The sequence below is a fragment of the Polyangiaceae bacterium genome, from assembly GCA_020633205.1.
Lineage (GTDB): Bacteria > Myxococcota_A > Polyangia > Polyangiales > Polyangiaceae > JAHBVY01.
On the sequence record JACKEB010000011.1, the window covers coordinates 1,097,694 to 1,119,950 of the forward strand.

The 22,257-nt window shown below is 65.6% G+C and carries 14 protein-coding genes; 3 read left to right on the plus strand and 11 right to left on the minus strand.

From position 1 onward, the window contains the following. The first annotated feature begins 57 nt into the window (after positions 1–57). Positions 58–2,070 carry an oligopeptide transporter, OPT family gene (locus H6718_11350; GenBank protein MCB9585986.1) on the plus strand — a complete coding sequence of 671 codons (2,013 nt, stop codon included), beginning with the start codon at positions 58–60 and terminating at the stop codon, positions 2,068–2,070. An 89-nt stretch (positions 2,071–2,159) separates the two neighbouring features. Continuing rightward, the gene (locus H6718_11355; protein ID MCB9585987.1) at positions 2,160–3,584 is read left to right on the plus strand and encodes a hypothetical protein; all 1,425 of its coding nucleotides are present in this window, start codon (positions 2,160–2,162) and stop codon (positions 3,582–3,584) included. On the opposite strand, the gene H6718_11360 is transcribed toward H6718_11355, so the two are convergent. The 11 genes from H6718_11360 to H6718_11410 form a co-directional block, all read right to left on the minus strand. Then, a complete protein-coding gene (locus H6718_11360) occupies positions 3,552–4,880 on the minus strand; it encodes an MFS transporter (protein MCB9585988.1) in 1,329 nt (442 codons plus the stop codon). The genes H6718_11355 and H6718_11360 overlap by 33 nt on opposite strands. Positions 4,881–4,973: 93 nt before the next feature. Next, positions 4,974–6,560 carry a serine/threonine protein kinase gene (locus H6718_11365; protein MCB9585989.1) on the minus strand — a complete coding sequence of 529 codons (1,587 nt, stop codon included), beginning with the start codon at positions 6,558–6,560 and terminating at the stop codon, positions 4,974–4,976. Positions 6,561–6,642: 82 nt separating this feature from the next. Next, positions 6,643–7,347, minus strand: a complete 705-nt coding sequence (locus tag H6718_11370; GenBank protein ID MCB9585990.1) for a TetR/AcrR family transcriptional regulator — start codon at positions 7,345–7,347, stop codon at positions 6,643–6,645. Positions 7,348–7,857: 510 nt separating this feature from the next. Continuing rightward, the gene (locus H6718_11375) at positions 7,858–9,246 is read right to left on the minus strand and encodes a hypothetical protein (GenBank protein MCB9585991.1); all 1,389 of its coding nucleotides are present in this window, start codon (positions 9,244–9,246) and stop codon (positions 7,858–7,860) included. Positions 9,247–9,389: 143 nt separating this feature from the next. After that, positions 9,390–11,009 (minus strand): hypothetical protein, encoded by a 1,620-nt coding sequence (locus H6718_11380; GenBank protein ID MCB9585992.1) that lies wholly within the window; start codon positions 11,007–11,009, stop codon positions 9,390–9,392. Positions 11,010–11,393: 384 nt separating this feature from the next. Next, on the minus strand, positions 11,394–13,076 hold the full coding sequence (locus tag H6718_11385; protein MCB9585993.1) for a protein kinase: 1,683 nt from the start codon (positions 13,074–13,076) through the stop codon (positions 11,394–11,396). A gap of 44 nt (positions 13,077–13,120) precedes the next feature. After that, the gene (locus H6718_11390) at positions 13,121–14,239 is read right to left on the minus strand and encodes a hypothetical protein (protein ID MCB9585994.1); all 1,119 of its coding nucleotides are present in this window, start codon (positions 14,237–14,239) and stop codon (positions 13,121–13,123) included. A gap of 117 nt (positions 14,240–14,356) precedes the next feature. Beyond that, complete coding sequence (locus tag H6718_11395; GenBank protein MCB9585995.1) at positions 14,357–15,742, minus strand: hypothetical protein; 1,386 nt, start codon at positions 15,740–15,742, stop codon at positions 14,357–14,359. A gap of 81 nt (positions 15,743–15,823) precedes the next feature. Beyond that, positions 15,824–17,107, minus strand: coding sequence for a hypothetical protein (locus H6718_11400; protein ID MCB9585996.1), 1,284 nt, complete (start codon positions 17,105–17,107; stop codon positions 15,824–15,826). Positions 17,108–17,437: 330 nt separating this feature from the next. Continuing rightward, on the minus strand, positions 17,438–18,496 hold the full coding sequence (locus tag H6718_11405) for a hypothetical protein (GenBank protein MCB9585997.1): 1,059 nt from the start codon (positions 18,494–18,496) through the stop codon (positions 17,438–17,440). Positions 18,497–18,575: 79 nt separating this feature from the next. Beyond that, complete coding sequence (locus H6718_11410; protein MCB9585998.1) at positions 18,576–20,123, minus strand: aldehyde dehydrogenase family protein; 1,548 nt, start codon at positions 20,121–20,123, stop codon at positions 18,576–18,578. A gap of 166 nt (positions 20,124–20,289) precedes the next feature. On the opposite strand from H6718_11410, the gene H6718_11415 reads away from it, so the two are divergent. Beyond that, entirely contained in the window at positions 20,290–22,164 is a 1,875-nt protein-coding gene (locus tag H6718_11415) for a hypothetical protein (protein ID MCB9585999.1), read from the plus strand. Positions 22,165–22,257 lie beyond the last annotated feature (93 nt).

Genomic DNA, 22,257 nt, shown 5'->3' on the forward strand with positions numbered 1-22,257 from the left:
CGATATGGTGCCGCTCGGACCGACCCCCAGGTGAAGGCCGGTTCGGGCGGAGCCGTGATGAAAGAAGCCAGCGATTCGAAGGCCGCGAGCCACGAGGTCAAGCCGTATATCCCGGCCAGTGTGACGCTGCCCGAGATCAGCATCAAAGCCGTGATCTTGGGTGTGGTGTTGAGCGCGGTGCTCAGCGCTGCGAACGCCTACCTCGGATTGTTCGCCGGCCTGACTGTCTCTGCCAGTATCCCTGCGGCAGTGATTTCGATGGCTGTGCTCAAGGGGCTCAAGGGCAACATCCTCGAGAACAACATCGTGCAAACCGCCGCGAGCGCAGGGGAGAGCGTCGCTGCCGGTGTCATCTTCACCATCCCCGCCCTCATCTTGCTCGGGACGTGGGCAGACTTTGACTACTGGGAAACGACGCTGCTCGCCGGCTTTGGCGGCATCCTCGGCGTGCTCTTCACGATCCCGCTTCGGCGCGCGCTGATCGCGGGCGACGGTAGCGGCGAGCCGCTCAAGTTCCCGGAGGGCGTCGCCACGGCCGAGGTGCTGAAGGTCGGCGAAAAGGGGGGCGGCGGGGTCATCTACGTCGGCATCGCCGGCTTGGTGGGCGCGTTGTTCAAGCTGGGTGAAGCCGGCCTCAAGCTGTGGCATGGCTCGTTGGAGCTCGCCGGCTTCGTCGGTGCGAAGAAGACCGTAGCTTACTTCGGCTCGAACTTGTCCCCAGCGCTCGTTGCCGTGGGGTACATCGTCGGTCTCAACGTTGCCATCTTGGTGTTTGTCGGTGGCGCGCTCAACTGGTGGGTGGCGATCCCGATCCTTTCCGCGATGCAGCCCGCGGCTGAAGGCAGCGCAGCGGATGTCGCGGGCATGCTGTGGAGCACCAAGACACGCTACATCGGCGTCGGCGCCATGGTGGTGGGTGGCTTGTGGGCGCTGATCAAGCTGCGCACCAGCCTGATTGCCGGCATTCGCTCGGGCATCGCTGCTTACCGTGAGTCGAAGAAGGGTGGCGGAGTGACGTTGCGCACCGAGGACGACATGCCCATGCAGTGGGTTGGTGTCGCGGTGCTGCTGAGCATCATCCCGCTGTGCGCCATCTTCTATCACATCACTCACGTGATCTGGGTGAGTGCGGTGATGAGCGTCGTGATGTTGATCGCGGGCTTCCTGTTCTCTGCGGTCGCAGGCTACATGGCTGGCCTGGTGGGCTCTTCGAACAACCCGATCTCGGGCGTCACGATTGCTACCATCCTGACGTCATCGCTGTTGCTCCTCGGGCTACTGGGCTCCGAAAGCAAGATCGGGCCCGCGGCAGCGATCTTGATCGGCAGCGTCGTCTGTTGCTCAGCGGCCATCGCCGGCGACAACATGCAAGACCTCAAGGCTGGTCAGATCCTCGGTGCTACCCCGAGGAAACAGCAGTATCTGCAGATCCTCGGTGTGCTCGCGGCCGCGGTGGTCGTAGCGCCGGTGCTGAACCTGTTGTTGACCGCTTATGGCATCGGTGTGCCGACGGAAGCCCACCCAAAGCCCCTCGGCGCTCCTCAGGCGAACTTGATGGCGAGCGTAGCCAAGGGCGTGTTCCACGGTGGCCTCCCCTGGGGCATGGTCGCGATCGGCGCCGCGCTTGGCGTCGCCGTGATCATTCTCGACTTGGTGCTGGAGGCGAAGGGCAGCGAGTTCCGTACGCCGGTGCTCGCGGTCGCCGTCGGGATCTATCTGCCCTTCGAGCTCTCCGTGCCAATCCTTGCAGGTGGCTTGGTCGCGCACTTCGCGGAGCGGGCGCACAAGCAACGCCTGGCGAACGCCGCCGAAGCGGAGCGTCCTGGGCTCGAAGCCCAGGCAGAGACGGCAAGCCGCCATGGGCTGCTCTTCGGCGCTGGCCTGATCACCGGCGAGGCGCTGGTGGGGATCGGGATGGCTGTGCCGATTGTAGTTACAGGTAAGAGTGACGTGCTCGCGGTGTTCGGAGCCCACGACGGCTCCTGGCCTGGAGTGTTGTTGCTGCTGCTGGTGCTCGCAGGCTTAGGTGTAGTAGCCGCCGGGCGCCCAAAGACCGTCGACATCGACTAGCGCAGGTGCCTCTTAATTCCCTCGCGCGGACTGCTAGTAGTCTTCGCGCAGCGCAAACGCCTGGAGTGACGTGTTAGCCTTCTGAGAAAGTGGGGGACCTTTCTTTGGCGTGGCGTGAGCGGCCGATCTGGAAGCAGGCTGTTGCCTCGGGGCTTCTGTTGGTCATTGGAACCACGGGTTGTGGCGGGTTGCTGGGCAGCTCACCTCCCCCCAAAAATCCAAGTGGAAATTTGGCGCCGGCGGATCCCACGCCTCTCGGGCGTTGCAAGATCGCCGCGAGCTCGAGCAATCCGCTGGTGACGGAGTGGCCCGCATCGGAGAAGGCGCACCTGGAGAGCTTGATGGGATCGCGCACCGTCGCTGTGCAGTTTTCAGGCTGTGAGATGCGCATCATCGATGCCTGTCGTCTGCCGGGACACTACGCCTGGCGGCGCACCACCCTCGCGACGGATACCATCGAGATCACCAACGCGGACGACCTGTACGCCAAGCTGCCGTTGGGCGCCGTGAGCCTGGAGGGCGAGCTCGAGCGCAGCGGGCGTCTGGCGGTGCGCACGACGGTCGCCGGACAGCTGCAGCTCGAGGGGCTTCAGGCCGAACAGGCGGCGAGCGACGCATGCGCCGACGCGACCCACGTCGTGAGCGCGGTGAGTGTCGGGGCCTTCAAACTGCTGTCCGGGGGCGCTGCTCGGGCCCAGGGCGGCGCTGGTGCGCTGGGACTCGGCGCTGGAATTTCCACGCAGCAAACTGAGTCCATCATGCGCGAGAGCGGCGTGCAAGGCGCCTGCTCAGCAGCTACGGCAGAGACGCCGGATCCCCAGTGTGGCGCCCCGATTCAGCTGTTCTTGGAGCCGCTGCGCCGCGCCGACGCAGGCGGCAAGGTGGATGCGAGCGCGCTCCAGGAGCAGGTGGCCAAGCAGGCCGGCGGCATCCAGGTGACCTTCGCGCCGCCAGAAGAAGGCGAGAGATGGACGCTGCGTGATGCCGGCGGGACTGAGCTTTGTCAGCTGCCGTGTCAGCGCTGGGTCGGGCAGAGCAGCGGCTACTACCTCCAGCGTGAGCGCATGGGCAACGTGGATGTGGCGACGGTGCCCATGCCAGCGGCCTTTGCGTATCCTCCCGGAAGTAGCATCGAAGCTAGCTATCGTCCCGAACGGGGCAGCCCGTTCTGGGCGAACCTCACGTTCTACTTCGTGGGCCTGCCCACGGCGGCCCTCGGCGCCGTCTTCCTCGGTTTCGGCCTGGAGCAAACCATCAGCGGTCGAGACTGTTCTGACTTCGGAGACTGCCCGCTGTTCGGCAGCGCTGGCGGCAACCTGGGGATCTCGCTCTTCTACCTGTCGATGGCCGGCGCTTCGACCTACTGGTACCTGTGGAGTCATGAAGCCGAAGTGACGGTCAAGCGCCCCGGAGAGGAAGCTCGCCGCGGAGCGACCGGGGTGGCCGGCAACGCGCCTCGGGGCTTCACCAGCTTGCGCTTGTCAACGAACGGTTTGAGCGGCACCTTCTGGTGATGGCTCGCGGTTCGTCAGCTGCCCGAGCAGCTTAAGAATTAGCCAGGCGGAAATGCCTAGGGCGACGCCAGTCAACGCCGAGGCACTGGGCCGGACGAAGTGTTGTGCGACGACAGCGCCGAGGAGCGCGCCTGCGCACTGACCCAGGGTGTGTCCAAACAAGTCGAGCGCGGCGAGGCGCCCGAGCAGATGGTCTGGCGCCAGACGCTGGAGGCGCGTCGTGGCAGCCACCCAGTTGGCGCCTACCCCCAAGCCCCAGACGAAAACCGCAACCGCGAGCCAAGAGCCGTTTGGTGCCAGCGCCAGGGCGCCCACTCCGATGAATGCGCTCCAGGTCGTCGCGTTCCACCACCAGGCAGAGCGATCATCTGGTGACCAGCGTGCCCAGAGCACTGGGCCCACCCCTGTACCAAACGCCCGCACGCACTGCAGCGCGCCAAGCAGGAGCGCCGTGGCTCCAAACCAGCTAGCCGCCCCGAGGCTCTCCGCCCGTTCATTCAAGAGCACCCAGCCTCCGCCGTTCGCGATCGCCGCTGGTGTCTTGGCGAGCGCTGCCTCGAGGATACGTCGATCGCCTTTGACGTGAGCGATCGCGGCGAATAGCTCGCGCCCAAGGGAGCTTCGCGGGCTCGCTTGCGCGTCGTTCTTCAGGCTCGGCAAGCCCGCGGAGATCCAGGCGGCGATGAAGAACGTCCCGGCGTCCAGCAAGATCGCCCAGGTTGGCCCCAAGAAGGCCGCCGCCACACCACCCGCTGCTACACCCAAGGCGAACAACACGCTCCAGGTGGCCCCGATCAAGCGATTCGCCGCGCCAAGATCCGCGAGGAGACGTGGAGAGCGCGCTTCGCTCGATCCATTGGGGTCGCTCTGGGGCGCGCCTTCAGAGTCGGCCAGGACGCGAGGTAGCGACGCCGTCACCGCCGGTTCGCTGAACGCCGCGAGGGCGATGCGCACGAGCAGCAAGAGCTGAACGCCCAGCAGGCTGCCTGTTGCCGCCGCGTACGCCATGCCAAGAGCCAAGGCGCCGCGGGTCAGGTTCGTGGCGACGAGCACCTTGCGTCGATCGAGGCGGTCGATGAACCAGCCCGCAAACGGCGCAAGCAGGGTGCTGGGCAATGCGTGGGCGACCAACACCAGGGAGACGGCGACCAAGCCCTCGCCTCGCTCCAAGGCGAGCACGCTGACCGCGACATAGGTGAGCCAGTCTCCCAGTAGCGAGACCACGTCCGCGAGCCACAGTCGTCGGAAGGCGCGGCGTGTCCGCAGTAACCCAAGCCATGATGTCCCAGAACCCATGCTCTGGGGGATAACGCTCCAACTCCTGAACTTCAGCCCGAGTGCTCACCCGTTAGCAGATTGCTGCTCGGGGACTTGGCGCGGTGGCGGCGGCTAACGGTAGTCCGTCGGATCCACCGTCTTCGCTGGAGGCGGCTTGACGCTTGTGGGGGGCGGCGGCGGGGGCTTGACCACGGTGGTTGCTGGCTGCGTCGCCGCAGGTTTCGTAGTCGGAGCCTTTGGCTTGCCACCGCGAGCTACGACCCTGCTAGCCGGCTTCTCCGTTGCCTCGGGAGCCGCGCTGGCCACCTCCTGCGCGCTCGGCTCGGGCGCTGGCGCTGCGCTGGGCTCCGGAGCGGACGTCTCGGTTGCTGCGGCAGCAGCCGTTTCCGTGGGGTCTGGTGGCGCGCTCAGAGCGGCGGCGGGTGAGGCCTCGGCGCTGTTCTTCTGCATGGCAAAGACGCCTGCCGCCGTGCCGCCGAGCGCCAGCACACCCAGTAACGCGACGGCATAGGGCCACTTCGCGCTACCAGCTGTCGACTGGGTGTTCTGCACCGACGACAGATCCGTCGAGCCACCGACCGGATTCGGTGGAATGCCTGGTAGCGAATTGTAAGAGCTGCGGAACAGTTGATCCGAGCTGATTGCGCCGCCCGCGCTGCGCGCGATGCGATCGATCAAGTTCGCGCTGCGCGTCGGCGCATAGGGCTGCAGCGCGAGCACAAAGTCCCCGACGTTTTGAAAGCGCTGGTTCAGGTCGCGGGCAAACGCCTTCTCAATCACCGCGATCAACCCGGGGTCCAGATCAGGGCGTAGCTGGGCCAGGGGTGTTGGGTCACCCATCACGATGGCGACGGCGAGCTCAGGCAGCGTCTCTGCGGTGAACGGCTGACGGTTGCTGAGCAGCTCGTAGAGCGTGATCCCGAGGGCGTAGATGTCGGTGCGTAGGTCGACGTTCTTCGTTCGCTGCAGCTGCTCCGGAGACATGTACAGCGCGCTGCCCATGATCGCCGCAGTGCGCGTGATGCCGTCGGGCTCGTCCGCGGAGTTGAATTTCGAGATGCCGAAGTCGAGCACCTTGATCAGCGGTGAACCGTCGTGGTGCCGCGTCAGGAATAGGTTCGCAGGCTTGATGTCGCGGTGGATGATGCCCGCGCTGTGCGCTTCTGCAATGGCGTCACACGCCTGGATCACGAAGTCGACCGCGTCCTCCGTGCGCACGACGCGCTCCACCTCGAGCACCTGGCTGAGGTCGCGCCCCTCCAGATACTCCATCACCATGTACGGCGCGCCGTCATCCAGCGTACCCACGTCGGACACGCGGGCGATGTGTTGACTCTTGATCTTCGCTGCGGCTTTCGCTTCCCGAAGGAAACGCACCATGGCGTCGTTCGAAGCTACCTGGTCTGCTAGCAGGAACTTGATAGCCACCCGCTCACCGAGCACGGTGTGATGTGCCTGGACGACCACGCCCATGCCACCGCGACCGAGCACGCGCTCGATGCGGTATTTGCCTGCTAGGATTTCTCCTTCGACCGGTTCAGTCACGCGTCCGTATCCTGACAGGCCTGGCTGCCGGCTGCCAGCTCTCACGTCGCACCAAGCCTGCCGTTGTTTGTCCGATGGGTATGTGAGATGCGAGCTGCGCTGCCGAGCGGATCCCGCTTCCGCGTGGGCCACCCCTGGCGGTGACGCGACCATCCGACGCATGCGTTCAGCCTGGGCCGGCGTGCGATTCGTTGACGGCGCAGTTTGGCTCAGCGCTGTGCTCGGTTTGGCTCAGCTAGCGGCGCAGGAGCTGAGCGAGCAGCTGGGCTGAGCCCTTCGCGTCGACCGGTGCACCGGTTTCATTAAGCGCCTGCAGACCGGTCGCAAGCGCGATCAAGAGCCAGGTGAGCTGCTTCGGGTCGATGTCGCCACGCACTGCGGCTCGGGCTTGTGACAGCTGCGTGGCATCGCACACGTGCTCCGACACGACCCGAAGGGTGTTCAGGTAGAGTTCGCGCAAGGTGTCAGAGCGCCCACACGCATGCAGGAACTGATGCGCTGGCACCTGACTGGGCGTCTCCGTCGTGCTCATCAGGCGCGAAATCAGGTTGAGCAGCGCCTCGGGCGACTCGTCGTACTCCGTCACGCTCTGCACCAGGGCGCCGAGGTAGCGTTCGCTTACCGCGCGGATCAGGTCTTCACGGTCCTGGAAGTGTACGTAGAACGCGCCACGGGTGTAGCCGGCGCGCTCACAGATGGCGTCCAAGCTCGGGTTGTCCAATCCCTCTTCGGCGAACGAAGCCATCGCCGCGTCGATCAGGGCGGCACGGGTGTCGGCCTTGGCCGCTTCCCTGCGGGGTCCGATGCGCCGCCGCCGATGGGAGCGCTCCGTGCTGGGCCCTCCCCGCGTCGTCTCGGAGACCGAGTCGGCGGGCGAACTATCGGAGAGTTTGGAGCTGCTCGGGGCATCCGAGCTTTGAGCGGTTTCGGGCTTGGTCACAACCCCTCGGGATACCGTTCCGTCGGTTTCAATGCAAGAACCCATGCGAACGATCGACCGAGATTTTGGCCTGAGATCGAAAAGCGCAGGGATGCGAGGTCATGGGTTTGCTGGCTCGGTCGTGTGGGCTTCCGGGCTCGGCGCACACGCACTGGAGCAGGAGAGATTACATGGACAGCTCAAGTAACGGGAGCGTTAGCAGCTTTTTCCGCGGGCTTTTCCACGTGATTCCCTGGCGTGCCATTCGTGGAACGAAGCGCGGAGGTAGTCCCGTGTGGCGCGGTGTGCGCGCTGCATTGCGATTGTTCGCGCCTCCGGGGCGCGAATTGCCCCCGACATTTGCGTGGCCACGCGCCACACGCTGCACTCGAGTCCTCTGCGCGCGACGACTGACACTCGATGCCTCTTGCCAGCTTCGTTGTTGCCTCGTGGAAACTACCGAATGGCTCCGAGTTGGAGTTGGGGTTTGGGGGAGAGGGAGCACTCACCCCGCTGGGATCCGACTCCTCCCTACAGGGGTGCCGCGAAGCTCCCGATCGCGTCGAGGTCGTAACGCAAGATGCGGTCGAAGTATCTGCTCCCGGTGGTTGGTGCACCGTCGGCAATGAACAGCTCGCCGTTCGCCAGACCCATGACAGTCACACCACGATCAGCCGGGTTGGGCATCCGCCACACCGTGCGGGCTTGGGTGTTGATGATGAAGGTCGAACAGTCGTTGCCGTTGCAGCCAGAGATCGCGATCCAGTTCCCGTCGGTCGCGAAGCCATGACCGACGCCAGCCATGGGCACTGGGATGCTGTCCGCTTGCCCTGCTCCGTCCGGCGTCTCGAAGTAGACGGACGCCGTTTCGAAGAGCCCTTCGACCGCCTTGGGGCCCGTCGCGCCGAGCCAAGCCACGCGATCGATGCTCGAGGTCAGCCAGATGGGAGCGTAGCCCTGAATCGCCTCCAGCTCGACTACACCGCCAGCGCTCGCCCAACTCATGACCGAGTCGTGGGACGCCCCTGCGTTCAGCCAGAACGCTCGATTCCCCGAGGCGGTGGCTTTCCACTTGAATGAAGATTCCGTGGGGATAATTTTCAGGTTGGCGTCGGTTGCGGGTGTGGCGACGCCGAAGTCTGAGAAACCGAGGATTGCGCCCCACTCGGAGTCTGTTGCGAACGGCTCCGCTGCTGGCAGGGGCGGCTCACCCCAATGGAATGCACCATCGAAATAGACATAACGAGAGCCACCCGTCGCACCTTGGACGTCGTAGTGGCGAAACAGTCCGACTCCGCCCGGGCCCATGCTCTGCACCGGGCAGGTGGTGGCGTCCTGCATCGCCGCGAGGGTTCTCCCATCGAGTTCCTCGAGCACGGCGACCGCTGGCTTCACACCCACGGTGCTGTAGGAGAGCAACACTCGGCCGTCGGAGTGACGCCGCAGGCCCGCCGCCCAGGCCTGCCCGATCTGATCGGGAAACTCCACGATGCTGCTCTGCTGACAGCCAGCGCCGCAGCTCGTCCACGCGCGGGCTGCCCGCGAGTTGTCCTCGCCGACGGTGTAGGTCTCGCACGGAGCGCTCTTGGGGTACAGGCTCCAGCCCGCGTGGTCGAGCCACGCCGGAAGGCCTGCACCACCGCCAGAGCCTGCCCCACCGCTGCCACCGCCGGCCGCGCCGGCACCAGCGGTCGAGCCACCCGTCGAGCTGCCGGCAGCGCCAGCGCTGCCACCGTTGCTTTGCCCTGCGGAACCAGACGTTCCTGCGGTGCTTCCGCCGCTCTCACCCCCGACTCCGGCTTCGAATACACCGTCGACGGGGGTCGTGTTGCGTCCACTGCTGCAGCCAGCCCACGAGAGGGCGACGACGGCGCTCCACGTCCCACTCAGCGCCACCGCGCCGCTTCGCCTCCAACTCATTCCGCTCCTCCGCTGCCCTCCCGAGACTTCGGGAGGGTCACGCGCGATGTCGGAGCGTCAGCGGGCTAGTTGAGTGGAATACAGGATTTTGTGGGGGTGAGAGAGCACCTCACCCCCAATCGAAAAGATGCGCGCAGCCGTGCTCAGTTGAGCGACAGCGTGTCCTGCGCCACACCTGCCACGCCGGCGTTGCCGCTCGCGCCGCCTGGGCCGGCAGCACCAGCCGTGCCTGCGGTGTAGGACTCGCCGCTGAGAGTTGGCTGCGTGCCGCTGAACACCAAGCCGACGGCGATGCCACCAGCACCACCGCCGCCCGCACCGCCCTTACCGCCTGCGCCGCCTTGCCCGCCGGTGCAGGCTCCGCCCACGCCGGCTCCCGGGTCGCCGCCTAGGTTCATGCCGTTTTCGCCAGCAGCGCCGCCGCCCCCATTCCCTGCGGAACCGGAGACAAGTTCGATGTTGGTCAAGGATATCGGGGAGTCGATGCTCAGGAGCGCGATGCTGGCACCGCCGCCCTTGCCGGCAGTGCCACCCGCGCCGCCGCAGCCGCCGGCACCACCGCCACCGCCGCCGCCAAGCGCTCCGCCGCGGCCCCCACCGCCGCCTCCGCCAGGTTCCCCGGGTGAGCCATTGGATCCATTCGATGGCGTCCAGATGTCACCGACAACAGCGCCAGTCGTCGACGCGCCGCTCCCAGCTGCAGCCTCCGCTGGCTTCTTTCCTTCCTCTCCAATTCCCGTTGAACAGGTCCCACCGGCTTGCCCAGCGGCGCCCCCAAGCGGAGCGGGGCCACCGGCTTCTCCGACTCCGCTAGCGTTGCCACCTCTCCCACCCTTGGTGGTCCCACCATTCGGGCACGCGGAATAGATTTTCTCGGCGCCGCCGCGCCCTTGAAGTGGCGGGACGGCCATGGTGTCTAGCGCCTCTCCGCTGAATCCTCCGAGGTTGCTCTGCGCCGGAAACGCGCTGCTCGGCGTCGCCCCATCGGCGCCCTTCATCCCATCACCAGCCACCAGTTTCACGTTCACCAAGGTGAGCGCGGTGCTGTCCTTCACGAAGGCCGCAATGGAGTTGCCTCCGGCGGTAGTCGCGCTCTGGGCGTCGAACTCGAAGCCTTCGAGGCGGGTGTCGGTGGTGATGCTGGCTGCGGTCAGGGCGTAGCCCTCAGCGCTGGGAGCGACGGTTGCCTTGAGGGAGTTGTCGTAGCTCCAGTCGCTGCACTTGAAGGAGCCCCAGGCTTGGAGGCCGGCGCTGGTGCTGTCGAGGGAGACTTGCTCGTCGTAGCTCCCACCGTCGGCGCACACGAACAAATGTTTCCCTGCGGTATTGGCTTCGGTGATGCCCTTGGCGATGCTGGCAAAGGGTGCAGCCTGGCTGCCGTCGCCGGTGGAGTCGTCGCCGCTTGGCGAGACGAAGATGGCGTACTGGTCGTCGATGACACAGGCGTCGTCCCCCGGCGCTGAGTTCGGGTCGCAGATGGGGCCGGTGCCTCCCGCGCCCGCCGTGCCTGCCGTGCCGCCGGTGGCTCCGCTGCCGGCGGCACCACCGCTTGCTCCGCTGCCCGCGGCGCCTGCGTTGCCCGCGCTGCCCCCCATGGAGTTGCCCGCAGCACCGGCTGCGCCAGCGCTGCCCGCAGTGCCACTGCCACCGCTGCCACAGGTGAGCGTGTCTTCACACGAGCCGCCGGAATCGGTGCATCCGGCTCCTACGCCCGCGCTAACGAACAAAACTGCCAGGCCCAACGAAGTGCGCTTCAAGTTCATATCAAGTTCCTCATTCAAGGCGCCGCTCACAGTCCGAGCGGTTTCAGTCCGGGAGCCTTCCCGGCGCGTCCCCAACGGTTCAGCGGAACCGCTCGCCAACCCTGGCACGCATCGCGAAAGGAATCACCCCGAAGCTGATTCGCGTTGGTCCCGCAGTACGAGTTCGTGGCGAGTTGGAGAGGGTGACTCCAAGCGCCACGGCGGCGATCGGAGAAGGAGCGACACGCGGTGACTGCTTGTCGGCAGGAGTTCCCGGCAGTTGCGCGCTTTTTCCACGTCGTTGGTCTCGGTCCTGGTTCCGGGCGGTTCAATCGGTCGCCAGGCCGTTTATATATTGGTGCTGAACCATTGACCGCTCGGTTGGCTACACGAGTTCAAACGCCTTCACTGACCGAGCTTGGACATCAGCATGCCGATGAACACCAACAGGCAGGCCAGGCTCAAGAACACCAGGCCGAGCACCGCTGGCGAGAGGCGGAAGCCGCGTCGACTCGAGGAAGATGCTTCGGACGCTGGCGGTGGCAAATCGCGGACCTCGACGTCGACCTTCTGGGACTTCGCGGGGGAGCCGTAGGTGGGTGATTCCAGCGTGGGCTGGGTGTAGCCGGGGACGCTGCTGCTTTGAGCTGCGCCGTTGTTCATCGGTCCGGCGTGCTGAGGGCTCTCCAGCGTCTTCAAGGTGACCTGCGCTCTCGCCTGGCGCTCCAGCGCGGCTTGAACCTGAGGCGGAAGCGCGGGGGTCAAATCGCGCGGTTTGGGGAGGTCCCGGCGCGTGGGATCGTTGCTGCGTGGTGCCGCAGCCTCGTCCCTCACCCCCAAACCCACGTCCATCAGCGGAACCGTGTGGCCGATGCCGTGAGCTGGTCCCGTTGCTAGCTGATGAATATTTCCTTGGGGATTTGGTGGGGGAGGAGCGTCGAGCAGGGGCTGCGTGAACTTGATCGGCGCGACCTCCGTCGGCTGAACGCTCGGCAGCGGGATGGCCAGTTGAGACGGCGCGTGCCCGACGAGGGCGTTGGTGAGCGGAGTGGGTGCCCCCATGGTGTTCATCCTCGGGGAAGCCGTTTCGCTTTGCCACGGGGCAACGCTTTGCGGGATGGTCGCGCCGTCATCACGCGGCTCAGTGCCTGGCACGGCGAGGCCAGTGTCTGGAAGCTCGATCTTGATGCGCGCTCGGCCGGGGCTCTGCTTGCGCTCTGCAATTCCTTCCAGTCGCTGACGCGCGCTGCGTAGCTCGCTGGCCAGCTCTTGCATGGTCTGCTGGCGCCCAGCGCGAGACTTGCTCAGCGCCTTCTCCACGATGTCCCAGACGTATGGGGGCAGGCCAGGCACCAGCTCGAGTAACGACGGCGGAGGCGAATTCAGCTGCCGGTGCCCGATCGTGACGTGATTTGGCTCCTCTCCAGGCGCGATGAACGGATGCCTCCCGGAAATGATCTCGAAGAGCACCAACCCCAAGCCGTACACATCGGAGCGCGGATCCACCTGCTTGCCCGACAGGTGCTCCGGGGACATGTAGGGCACCGTGCCAGCTAGCTCGTGAACCTCGGTGGTCTTCAGGTTGTAGCCGAGGAGCTTCGCCATGCCGAGGTCGAGCACCTTGAGCTCGCCCTTCTTGGTGACGAACACGTTCTCCGGCTTTAGATCCCTGTGGATCACGTTGAGCTGGTGAGCGGCCTCGATGCCTTCGGCGATCTGCAGCGCGTAGTCGAGGGCGGTCGGTACCTCCAAGTGCCCCACCTGAGTCAGGAGCTCGCGCAAGGTTTGTCCCTCGAGCAAATCCATCGCGAGCCAGACAACGCCGCTCTCGAGTACGCCAGCGTCGTGCACGCGAATCACGTTGGGGTGATCCAGGCGGCTCAGCACCAGCGCCTCCACCTGCATGCGCTGCCGCAGCTCGGCGCGCCCCACGTGGTGCACGTGCATCGCCTTGATCGCGGTGGGCCGCGCCAGGTAGCGGTGCCGTGCTTCGAAGACCTGACCGAAGCCGCCGCTCCCGAGCAACCTCAGGAGCTGGTAGCGGTCTTCAATCCAGTCCCCCGGACGCAGCGTGGTGGGCGACTCCACGGCGCCAGCATACCGAGCAGAATCTACAGATCCAGCCACACGGGCTAAAACGCTCCGCGGAAGCCGAGCGCCGCTCCGTTCTGCTGGACGAACAAGTCGACACCCTGCACCCCAGCTCGCGCGGAGGAGGCGGAGTGGCGCTCAGGTTTCGGCCACAGGAAGAACGCGGCGACGCTCGCCACCGCCAAGCCAACGCCAACCCCAAGCAGGACGTTGCTCGTGCTGGCAGCGGACTCGCGGTCGGACTGCAAGCCGTCCAGCTCCGCGCACACCGGGCTGCTGCCGCCGCCTTGGCAAGCGTTGCTGGGCAGCCCTTTGCGCAGTGCGTCTGCGTCCTCGCCCTTCGCATTGGCTTCCCCACGGAAAATGAAGCTGCCGGTGAGCGCGCCCAGGGCGAGCACACCGCCTGCGATGACCACGATGTTGCGCGTCATCATCGAACCACCGCCGTCACTCGGCTGCTCCGGTGCTGCTTCAGGCGGGGCTGACGGAGGCGCGGACGATGTTGGAGCTGCGACGGGCGTTGCGTCCGCCTTTTCGACTTGCAGCTTGAGCGTGGTCTGGACGCTCTCACCCGCGCCTACGTTGACTTTCTGGCTTGCGCTGACGAACCCAGAGGCGCTCGCCTCGACATTGTGTTCCCCTGGGGAAACGAATAGCTCGCCCTCGAAGAGCTCTTCGTCGAGGGGGGTGCCGTCGACGCTCAACACCGCGTGTTTGGGGGCGAGGTCCACTTCCACGCGCCCGACTTTCTTCAGTACGTCGGTTTGAAGCCCGCGGTACTTCTTTTCTGCCGACTTTTGCTTCGGGTCATCCGAGAGTGTGAAGTGCTTGAGGCAGTAGGCCAGGAACACCGCGGCTTCCGGATAGTGCTCGAGCTGCGCCTCGCCGCGGCCCGCCTTGCACGCCGTGAAGTACGTCGCGTGCAGACCCCATGCCGCGCGGAACTTGGCGGTGCCATCCGCGAACTTGGACTTCTTCATCAGCGCGTCGCCCTCTTCCACGAGCTTGCGCGCTTGTTCCACTGCCTCCTCGCTGCCGCGCTCGGGACTCAAGCCGCTATCGATTTGATCGGGCTTGGACTGAGCAAATGCGGGCAGCTGTGCGGTGAGGAGGGTGAAGGCGGTGATAGCGCTCGTGGCGCGGACGAGTAGGCGAGGCATGGTGTTTCGATGTGGAAGGCCGAGCGGCAGTGTAGCCGCAACCGGGCGATTCGGCGGAGTGAAGTCTGCGGAAACCGGCTGGGCGGTCGGGGCCGGTGTAGCATCACATCATGGAACTTACCGACACTGCTGAGCGCGATTGCCGGTTCCTGTGTATTTGCAATCAAGGTTGCCCTGCGCGTTCACGAAGCTCTCCGTCTTTCCGTAGTACTCGCTCACACCGCAGGCCGGAGCCGAAGAATACGTGTTCCAAACGTCGAAGAATCCACAGCCATTGGCGCGCGTCTGGGTGTAGCGCTGGCTCTCAGACCCGTCGCAGTTGAAGTCAAAGCCACCCTTCGCCCTTGCGGTGCTGAAGTACTGCGTTTGACCAGGGAACGCTCGCGCGTCCGTGTCGTCGCAGTCACCTCCTTTGGTTGCGTACTTCCCTCCCACCTTACAAGTCGCGGCGCTGAAGCCGTCCCCGTCCGCGTCAATCAGGGGGTAGTTGCAGCCGGCAACCACGTCGCAAGCGTCCGAGGAGCACGCGTCGCCGTCATTGGCGCACGTGATGGTTGCATTCGTGCAGGTGTGAGTCGTCGGGTTGCAAGTGTCTGTCGTGCAGGCGTTCTGGTCGTTGCAGTCCGTGTTGGTCTTGCAGGTGAACTTGCAGTCGTCCTTGCAGCCGTCCGCGTTGTCGCCGTCCTTGCCGTCGTCGCACTCCTCACCCTTCGCGCTGTCCACGTAGCGGTCGCCGCAGACGCTCGTCTTGCAAGACTCCGCGAGGCAGATTTTCCCGGAGCCGCAGCTCAGACCATCGTCGCGGCCCTGATGACTGCATGCGCCGCTGGCAGGAATGCACGCGTCGTCGGTGCAAGGGTTGCCGTCGTCGCAGCTGACGCTGGTACCTGCTTCACAGATGCGCGCAGCGCTGCAGGTCTCCTTGCCGTTGCACTGATTGCCGTCGTCGCAGTCCGCGTCTTTGGTGCAAGTGGCTTCGCACTGGTCGGTGCAGCCGTCGGTGTCGTTGCCGTTCTTGCCGTCGTCGCAGAACTCGTTCCGCGCGGTATCGGTGTAGCCGTCGCCGCAGACACTCTCCACGCATTGGTCGCTGAGGCAGATGGTGTTGGTGAGGCCCGTCGCTTCGCACTCCGTGCCGTCGTCGATGCCGGTGCAGTCCAGGATGGGCTGCGAGCCCCCTGCGCCAGCGATGCCACCAACGCCGCCTTCACCGGCGACTCCGCCTTCACCGGCGATGCCGCCTTCTCCAGCGACTCCGCCTTCACCGGCGATTCCGCCTTCACCGGCGATGCCGCCAGCGCCCGCCAGCGTTCCGCCCATGCCGCCTTCACCGCCGGCCGTGCCAGCGATCCCGCCGACGCCGCCGTCGCCTCCAAGCGCGCCGGCGCCCGACGTATTGCCGACTCCGCCGGTGCTGGGGGCATCGCCCTCACTTCGCTCACGGGGGGCACAGGCGATGGCCACGATTCCACTCAACAGGCTGATTCCAAGCACTCGACGCATTTTGAAAAACTCCCAGCTCCGCGGGGTTTGAGCGGAGCTGGGGAGGTATCGGGCGCTGTCTGAGTCAGTTGCGTCGTTTTTTCAGTGGCAGGCCTGGACGCGGGTCGAGTCGCCGAGGCCGCAGATCCGGTAGGTGCCTGATTGGCCGCAAGCGGGCGGCAAGGTGGTGTTGAGCCACCCCTGGTTCACCGGAGTAGTGCAACTCCCGCCTGCGAAGACCTTGGTGTATTGCGCCTCGGACGACCCGCTGCAGTTGTAGTCGTAAGACGTCACGCCCGGAACACCGTGGTCGACGGTGAAGTAGCCGGTCACTCCCGGGTTCACCACGGCGGCGTTGGTGCCGGTGTCCCGGCAATCGCCTCCCTTGTTGGCGTAGGGGCCGCCGGCTTTGCACTGGTTCGGCGAGTAACCGTCTTTGTCTTCGTCGATGAAGGTGTAGACACAGCCCGTTGCAGGAGCGCAGCTGTCCGCGGTGCAGGCGTCGCTATCGTTGCACGTGATCGTGGTGTTCGTACACGTGTGCGTCGTCGTGTTGCAGACGTCGTTGGTGCACGCGTTGTCGTCGTTGCAGTCCGTGTTGGTCTTGCACGTGAACTTGCAGTCGTCCTTGCAACCGTCGGTGTTGTCACCGTCCTTGCCGTCGTCGCACTCTTCGCCCTTGGCGCTGTCGACGTAACGATCGCCGCACACGCTGGTCTTGCACGAGGTGGAGAGGCAGATCTTGCCGGTGCCGCAAGCAGCGCCGTCGTCCAGGGACTCGTGGGCGCAGCTACCATTGGCCATCACGCAGCTGTCGGCGGTGCAGGGGTTGCCGTCATCGCAGTTCACGGCCTGGCCGAGCTCGCACTTGTTGTCCGCGCTGCAGGTCTCTTTGCCGTTGCAGGCGTCGCCGTCGTCGCAGTCGGCGTCCACGGTGCAGGTGGCCTTGCACTCGTCGGTGCAGCCATCGGTGTCATCGCCGTTCTTGCCGTCGTCGCAGGTCTCGTCGTTGTTCTCGTCGGGGTAGCCGTCACCGCACTCGCTCTGAACGCATTGCCCGCTCACGCACAGCGTGTTGTCGCCTTCGCCTTCGCACGGCGTGCCGTCCTCTAGGTCGGTGCAGTCGACGCCGCCGGTTCCGCCGGCTCCCGCGATGCCACCCGCGCCGCCGGCGCTCATTCCGGCTGTGCCAGCGCTGCCGCCCGTGGCCGTTGCGCCGGTGCCGCCCGTTGCCCCGGCCGTGCCGCCGGACGTAGCGCCCGTGCCTCCGTTGCCTTCACCGGCCGCGCCGCCGGTTCCTTTCGGAGTTTCGAATTCGCCGCCACCGCACGCGACGGGCAACAGGAAGAGCAGGGCGGCCAAGCTGCAAAGGGTCTTACGGGTCATGATGATTTCCTTGGGGTTTTGTAGAGGTCTTGCGGGCAGCGCAGACTCTCAAAGAGCCCGTGCGTTGCTGCGCTGGCCGGGATGTCGGTGGGCGGCGCACTCAGTTGCGTGGAAAGTGCGCACGGTCGCACGCGGCGCTCGGACGAACGGCTGATGGATGAGGGAAACGGCCCAGAGTCGGAGACTCGGGGTCGTTCGGCGGCGCTGCCTACGATCCGGCATCCCAACGCGCAAGCAGGAACAGCGCCGTGGAGCATCCACGGGGAACCCAGGTGCACCTCACCCCCAAAAAAAGAAGTGTTCAGGTGAGCTGACGAATGCTCAGGGGACTCAGAAGCGACCGAAGACACCGAGTGACGTTTGGTGGGGCAAGGCCTGCGCCCACACGTGCACGGCAGCTTGGTCGCGTTGGCTGGAGCTGGGCCAGAATATCCAGGTGGCAATAAGTGCCGCCGCGCCCACGCCCGCAGTGATGAAGCCGGCGGTCGCGATGTCTCGCGCGTCGAGCTCTTGCTGCTTGAAGTCTGCCAGCTGAGAGCAGGCGGACTGCACGGCCGCGGAGTCGCTGCTGCACTGACGCTGAGGGTCCTTCTGATTGATGTCGGCCAACGCCTGATCGGCCTCGTCCCCCGCCTTGTTCGCCTGAAGCGTGAAGCCAATGCCGAGCCCTAGGCCCGCGAGCGCGACCACGCCTTCGCCGATGAGCACCGGCACCTTGAGCGATGTCTGCGAGGACGGAGCCGGGGCTGCAGGCGCTGGAGCGACGTCCCTCGGCGGCTCAGGAGCGGCAACAGGTTCGGGCTCGGACTTCTCGGTGGGACCCAGCTCAATCCGCCTCTTTTCGCCCGCTTTGACAGAAACTTCCAGCGCCTGTTCTTGGTCGCCATGCAGCACGCGGATTTGGTGCAGCCCGGGATCCACGGCAACGGGTTTTGCGATATCGACCGCGTTTCCGTCGAGAAACACTTTGGGGCGGCTGTCGCCAACCATCACGAAGGTCAGCTCCGCGACCCAGGCCTCAACACGCTGGATCGCGGGAGCCAACAGCGGGGAGACGTCCGCCGCCTGCTGACCTTCGGCGAGCAGCTGCTTGGCGCGTTTATAGTTGCGGAGCGCCGCGGAGAACCGCCCGACTTGCTCCTGGCAATACGCGAGGTGATAGCGCAACCCAGGTGTCTCCTTGATTGCCAAGGCCGCTCGCAGCTCGCTGGATGCGCCCTCCCAGTTCTTCTGGTCTTCAAGCTGACGTGCGGTCTTGAAGTGGGCGCGAGCGGCTTGGATGTCGGATTGCGACTGCGCCGTGGCACCCGACGCGATGCACAGCAACGCGGCGGTGGTCAGAACCGCAGTGCTCGCAAAGCGACGAAAAGGTTGAGGGGAGCCGCGCACGCTGCTCCCAGTATCACTCACTCTCCGGCGTACTCAAGCGCCTTCGCAAGAGCCGCGGATCCGCGCGGCTTTCCGGCGACTAGCCCTGGGCCAGGCCGCGGATCGCTTTGATGCGCTTGCCGAGCAGGCCAGCGAGCTTGAACAGCGCGCCGAAGCTGCCTTGGTTTCGTAGCACGAGCGCTTGGCTCATCGCTTCCAAGTCGTCGTTCGCAGGGAACCAGAAGGGATCGGGTTTGCTCGAGCTGTCGACCAGCACGGTGCGCGGGCGCACGAACGAGTGATACGCGTGGCGACTGGCGGCGATGCCGGTGCCGGTTTCCTTGACACCGGTCCAGGGTGTTTCCGGGAGGATGCCCGTGAAGGAGTGGTTGTTCACCAAGGCGACGCCGACCTCGAGGCGCCTGGCCAGGGCCTCTCCGCGCGCGATGTCACGCGTCCAGATCGAGCCGTTTAGACCATATTTACTGGCGTTTGCCTGCTTGACGGCGTCGGCGGCATCGTCCACGCGGATCACAGCGACAACGGGACCGAAGGTCTCCTCCGCGACGACGAGCATGTCTGGCGTGCAGTGGTCGAGCACTGTGGGTCGGTAGCCGTAGCCGTTCCCCGTGGCTTCACCGCCCGCGACGACGGTTGCACCCTTGGCGACGGCGTCCGCGACGTGGCGCTCGACGATGGCTAGCTGCGCCGCGTTCTGCAGCGGGCCGAGATCCGTCGGGCCGTCTCCAGGTGCAACGCGCAGCTTGCTGGCGATGTTGCCGAGTCGCTTGACGAACTCGTCGGCGATGCTGCTCTCCACGTAAACGCGCTCGATGCCCGCGCAGTTTTGTCCTGCGTTGTGCATCGACCACTGGGCGATCCCTACGGCGGTGCGCTCGAGATCGCAGTCGCTGAGCACGATGGCCGCGTCCTTTCCGCCCAGCTCGAGACTCGCGGGAATCAGCCGCTCTGCGGCGGCGAGTGCGACCTTGCGCCCGGTGGGCACGGAGCCGGTGAATACGATGCTGTCCACGCCTTCATCGATCAGGCCCTGACCGACGTCGCCTCGCCCTTGGACGAGGCCAACCAAGCCTTCGGGGAGCACCGCGGAGACCTGCTCATGCAGCCACGCGCCGGACCGGGGCGAGTGCTCCGACGGCTTCATCACCACACCGTTGCCGGCGAGCAGCGCTGGCCAGAGTGACTTGTAGAAGTTCGAGATCGGGTAGTTCCACGGGGCGATGATGCCAATGACTCCGCGCGGAAGAGGTTCGACCACGACGCGCTTCCCGGGGAAGTCGAGCGACGAGAGCTTGATGCGTTCGGGCTCCAGCGCAACCTTTGCCGCGCGGATAGCCCCCTTGATGTAGTCGGCCGTGCTGGCGATCTCCGTCATGCGGCACTCCGTCTTGCCGCGTCCGGTCTCGTCGCTCAGCACCTGACAACCGGCCTCCTGGTTGTCGAGAATGCGCTGTCCTACCTGCTTCAAGAGCTCAGCGCGCTGTCCGACGCTCAGCTGACCCCACTCAACCTGAGCTTTACGGGCGGAAATGATCGCCCGATGCACGTCGTCGCGACTGGACGCCTCCACCGGAGGCAACTCACGACCGTCGGCAGGACAAACAGAACCAGGATGGGGGTTAGCCATGGCGCCTTCTATCACGCATCCGCCACGCGCAGAGCAGCCTTCGGGTGGCGGAGCTGTGACACGCGTTCAGTGGTCTTGGGTGTCTACAGTCGGTCGCGTGGAACGCGAGTGAAGCGCTAGCGCGTGAAAAGCGGCCAAACCTCGTTACGCTGGTATGTTTGACGGCATGCCCCCTCTCAGCTTCCGCTTACGTTCTCCCCAAACCGCGCTGCTTGGGTTGGTGACCCTGTTCTGGATCAACGGTTGCGGATCCAGGACACCGCTGGGGTTCGACGACGATGGCAGCTCGGGGTCGTCCGGTAGCGCAGGCACAGGCGCGGTTGGTGGTGTCGCCGGCGTGGGCGCCGAAGGTGGCTTCGGCGGAAACAGCGCTGCTGGCGGTTTTGGCGGCAACGGTGCGGCGGGGGCCGGGGCCGAAGGTGGCTTCGGTGGAAATGGCGCGGCGGGCTCTGGCGCCGAAGGTGGCTTTGGAGGCAACGGTGCTGAAGGCGGCTTTGGTGGCGGCAGCTGTGCACCACCGGACTGCGGCACGTGCCCCGACTGCTGGTCGGTCTGCCTGTGCAGCGGCTCGACTCCCGACTTTTGCGCGAAGGTGTGCGACGGGGTCGGTGGGGCAGCAGGCCAGGGTGGCTTTGGCGGGCAAGGTGGGTTCGGCGGTAACGGCGCTGTGGGTGGCAGCGGAGCGGTTGGCGGCAGCGGAGCGGTTGGCGGCAGCGGCGGTAGCAACGTCGTCTGCGGTGGTCAGGTTTGTTCGCCGGTGAACGTGCTCGGCGCGATCGAGCTCAGCGCGTGCTGCACCGGAATCAGCGGTGCGACGTGTGGCGTGGACACCGGACCCATCGCGGGCGTTCCGGGGATCCCGATCGGCTGCATCCCGAAGAACCAAGCCGGCTTCTTCGATCCCACTTGTCCTCAGCTCGATACGCCTGCTGGTCCGCTTCCCGGTTGTTGCCGCCCGAACGGGTTGTGCGGAAACGACTTGAGCCTCGCTGAGCTTGGCTGCGTGGAGACGTCGAGCTGGGGCGGACCGCCGCCTCAAGCCTGCAGCAGTGGAACCGGAGGCGCTGGCGGCTTCGGTGGCCAAGGTGGCTTTGGGGGACAGGGCGGCTTTGGTGGTGGTCCGCAAAACGACTGCTGTTCAGTCGGCTCGACCCCGGGTTGCACTCCCTCTGGGATTGCCGCGTGCGTGTGTCAGCAGGACGCCTTCTGCTGCAATCAGACCTGGGACTCGATCTGCGTGAGCGAGGTCGAGCAGTTTGGATGCGGAACATGTAACGGCGGCGTGGGCGGCTCCGCCGGCACGGGTGGTACCTCGAGTGTCGGTGGTGCTGGCGGGCAGGGCGGCTTTGGCGCGACCGGCGGCTTTGGCGCGACCGGCGGCGTTGGTGCAACCGGCGGCTTTGGTGCAACCGGCGGCTTTGGTGGCAGCGTGGGCGGCGTTGCCGGTGTGGGCGCTACGGGCGGCAGTGGCGGTTCCGTGGGGAGCTGCTGTACGAACAACCCGACTCCGCTTTGTGATGACATCGGGGTTGCCCAGTGCGTGTGCTCCCAAGATCCTTTCTGCTGTCAGCAGCGCTGGGACTCGATCTGCGTGAGTGAGGTAGACAGCTTGGGCTGTGGTAGCTGCAACGGTGGAACGGGTGGCACCAGCAGCGTCGGCGGTGCAGGTGGCTTCGGTGGTACTGGCGCGGTCGGCGGCACCGGTGGCTTCGGCGGCACTGGCGGCGCAGCCGGTAGCGGAGCCACTGGCGGGAGCGGCGGCACCGGCGGCATCGAAGCCTGCATCGATCTGGCGACCAATGAGTGCGACGTCTGCAGCTGCGTTTCCTGCTTCACGCAGCTCGACGCCTGCATTCAGGATGCAGGCTGCACTGAGATCATCGATTGCGTCAATGCAACGGGTTGCTCTGGCTTCCAGTGTTACCAGGCGAACACCTGTCGTCCCGTGATTGACGCCAACGGGGGACTGTTCGGCCCCTCGCTGAACCGCGTCGTACAGCTCTCGAACTGCGTCAATCAAAGCGGCTGTCCCTGCCCTTGAGTTGGGCTTTCATTGAACAAGAAGAAGAAAGCCTGAATCCGGGAGGAATCGGATTCAGGCTCTCGATTCGCGCTTGTTGACTGGGTCAGCGAA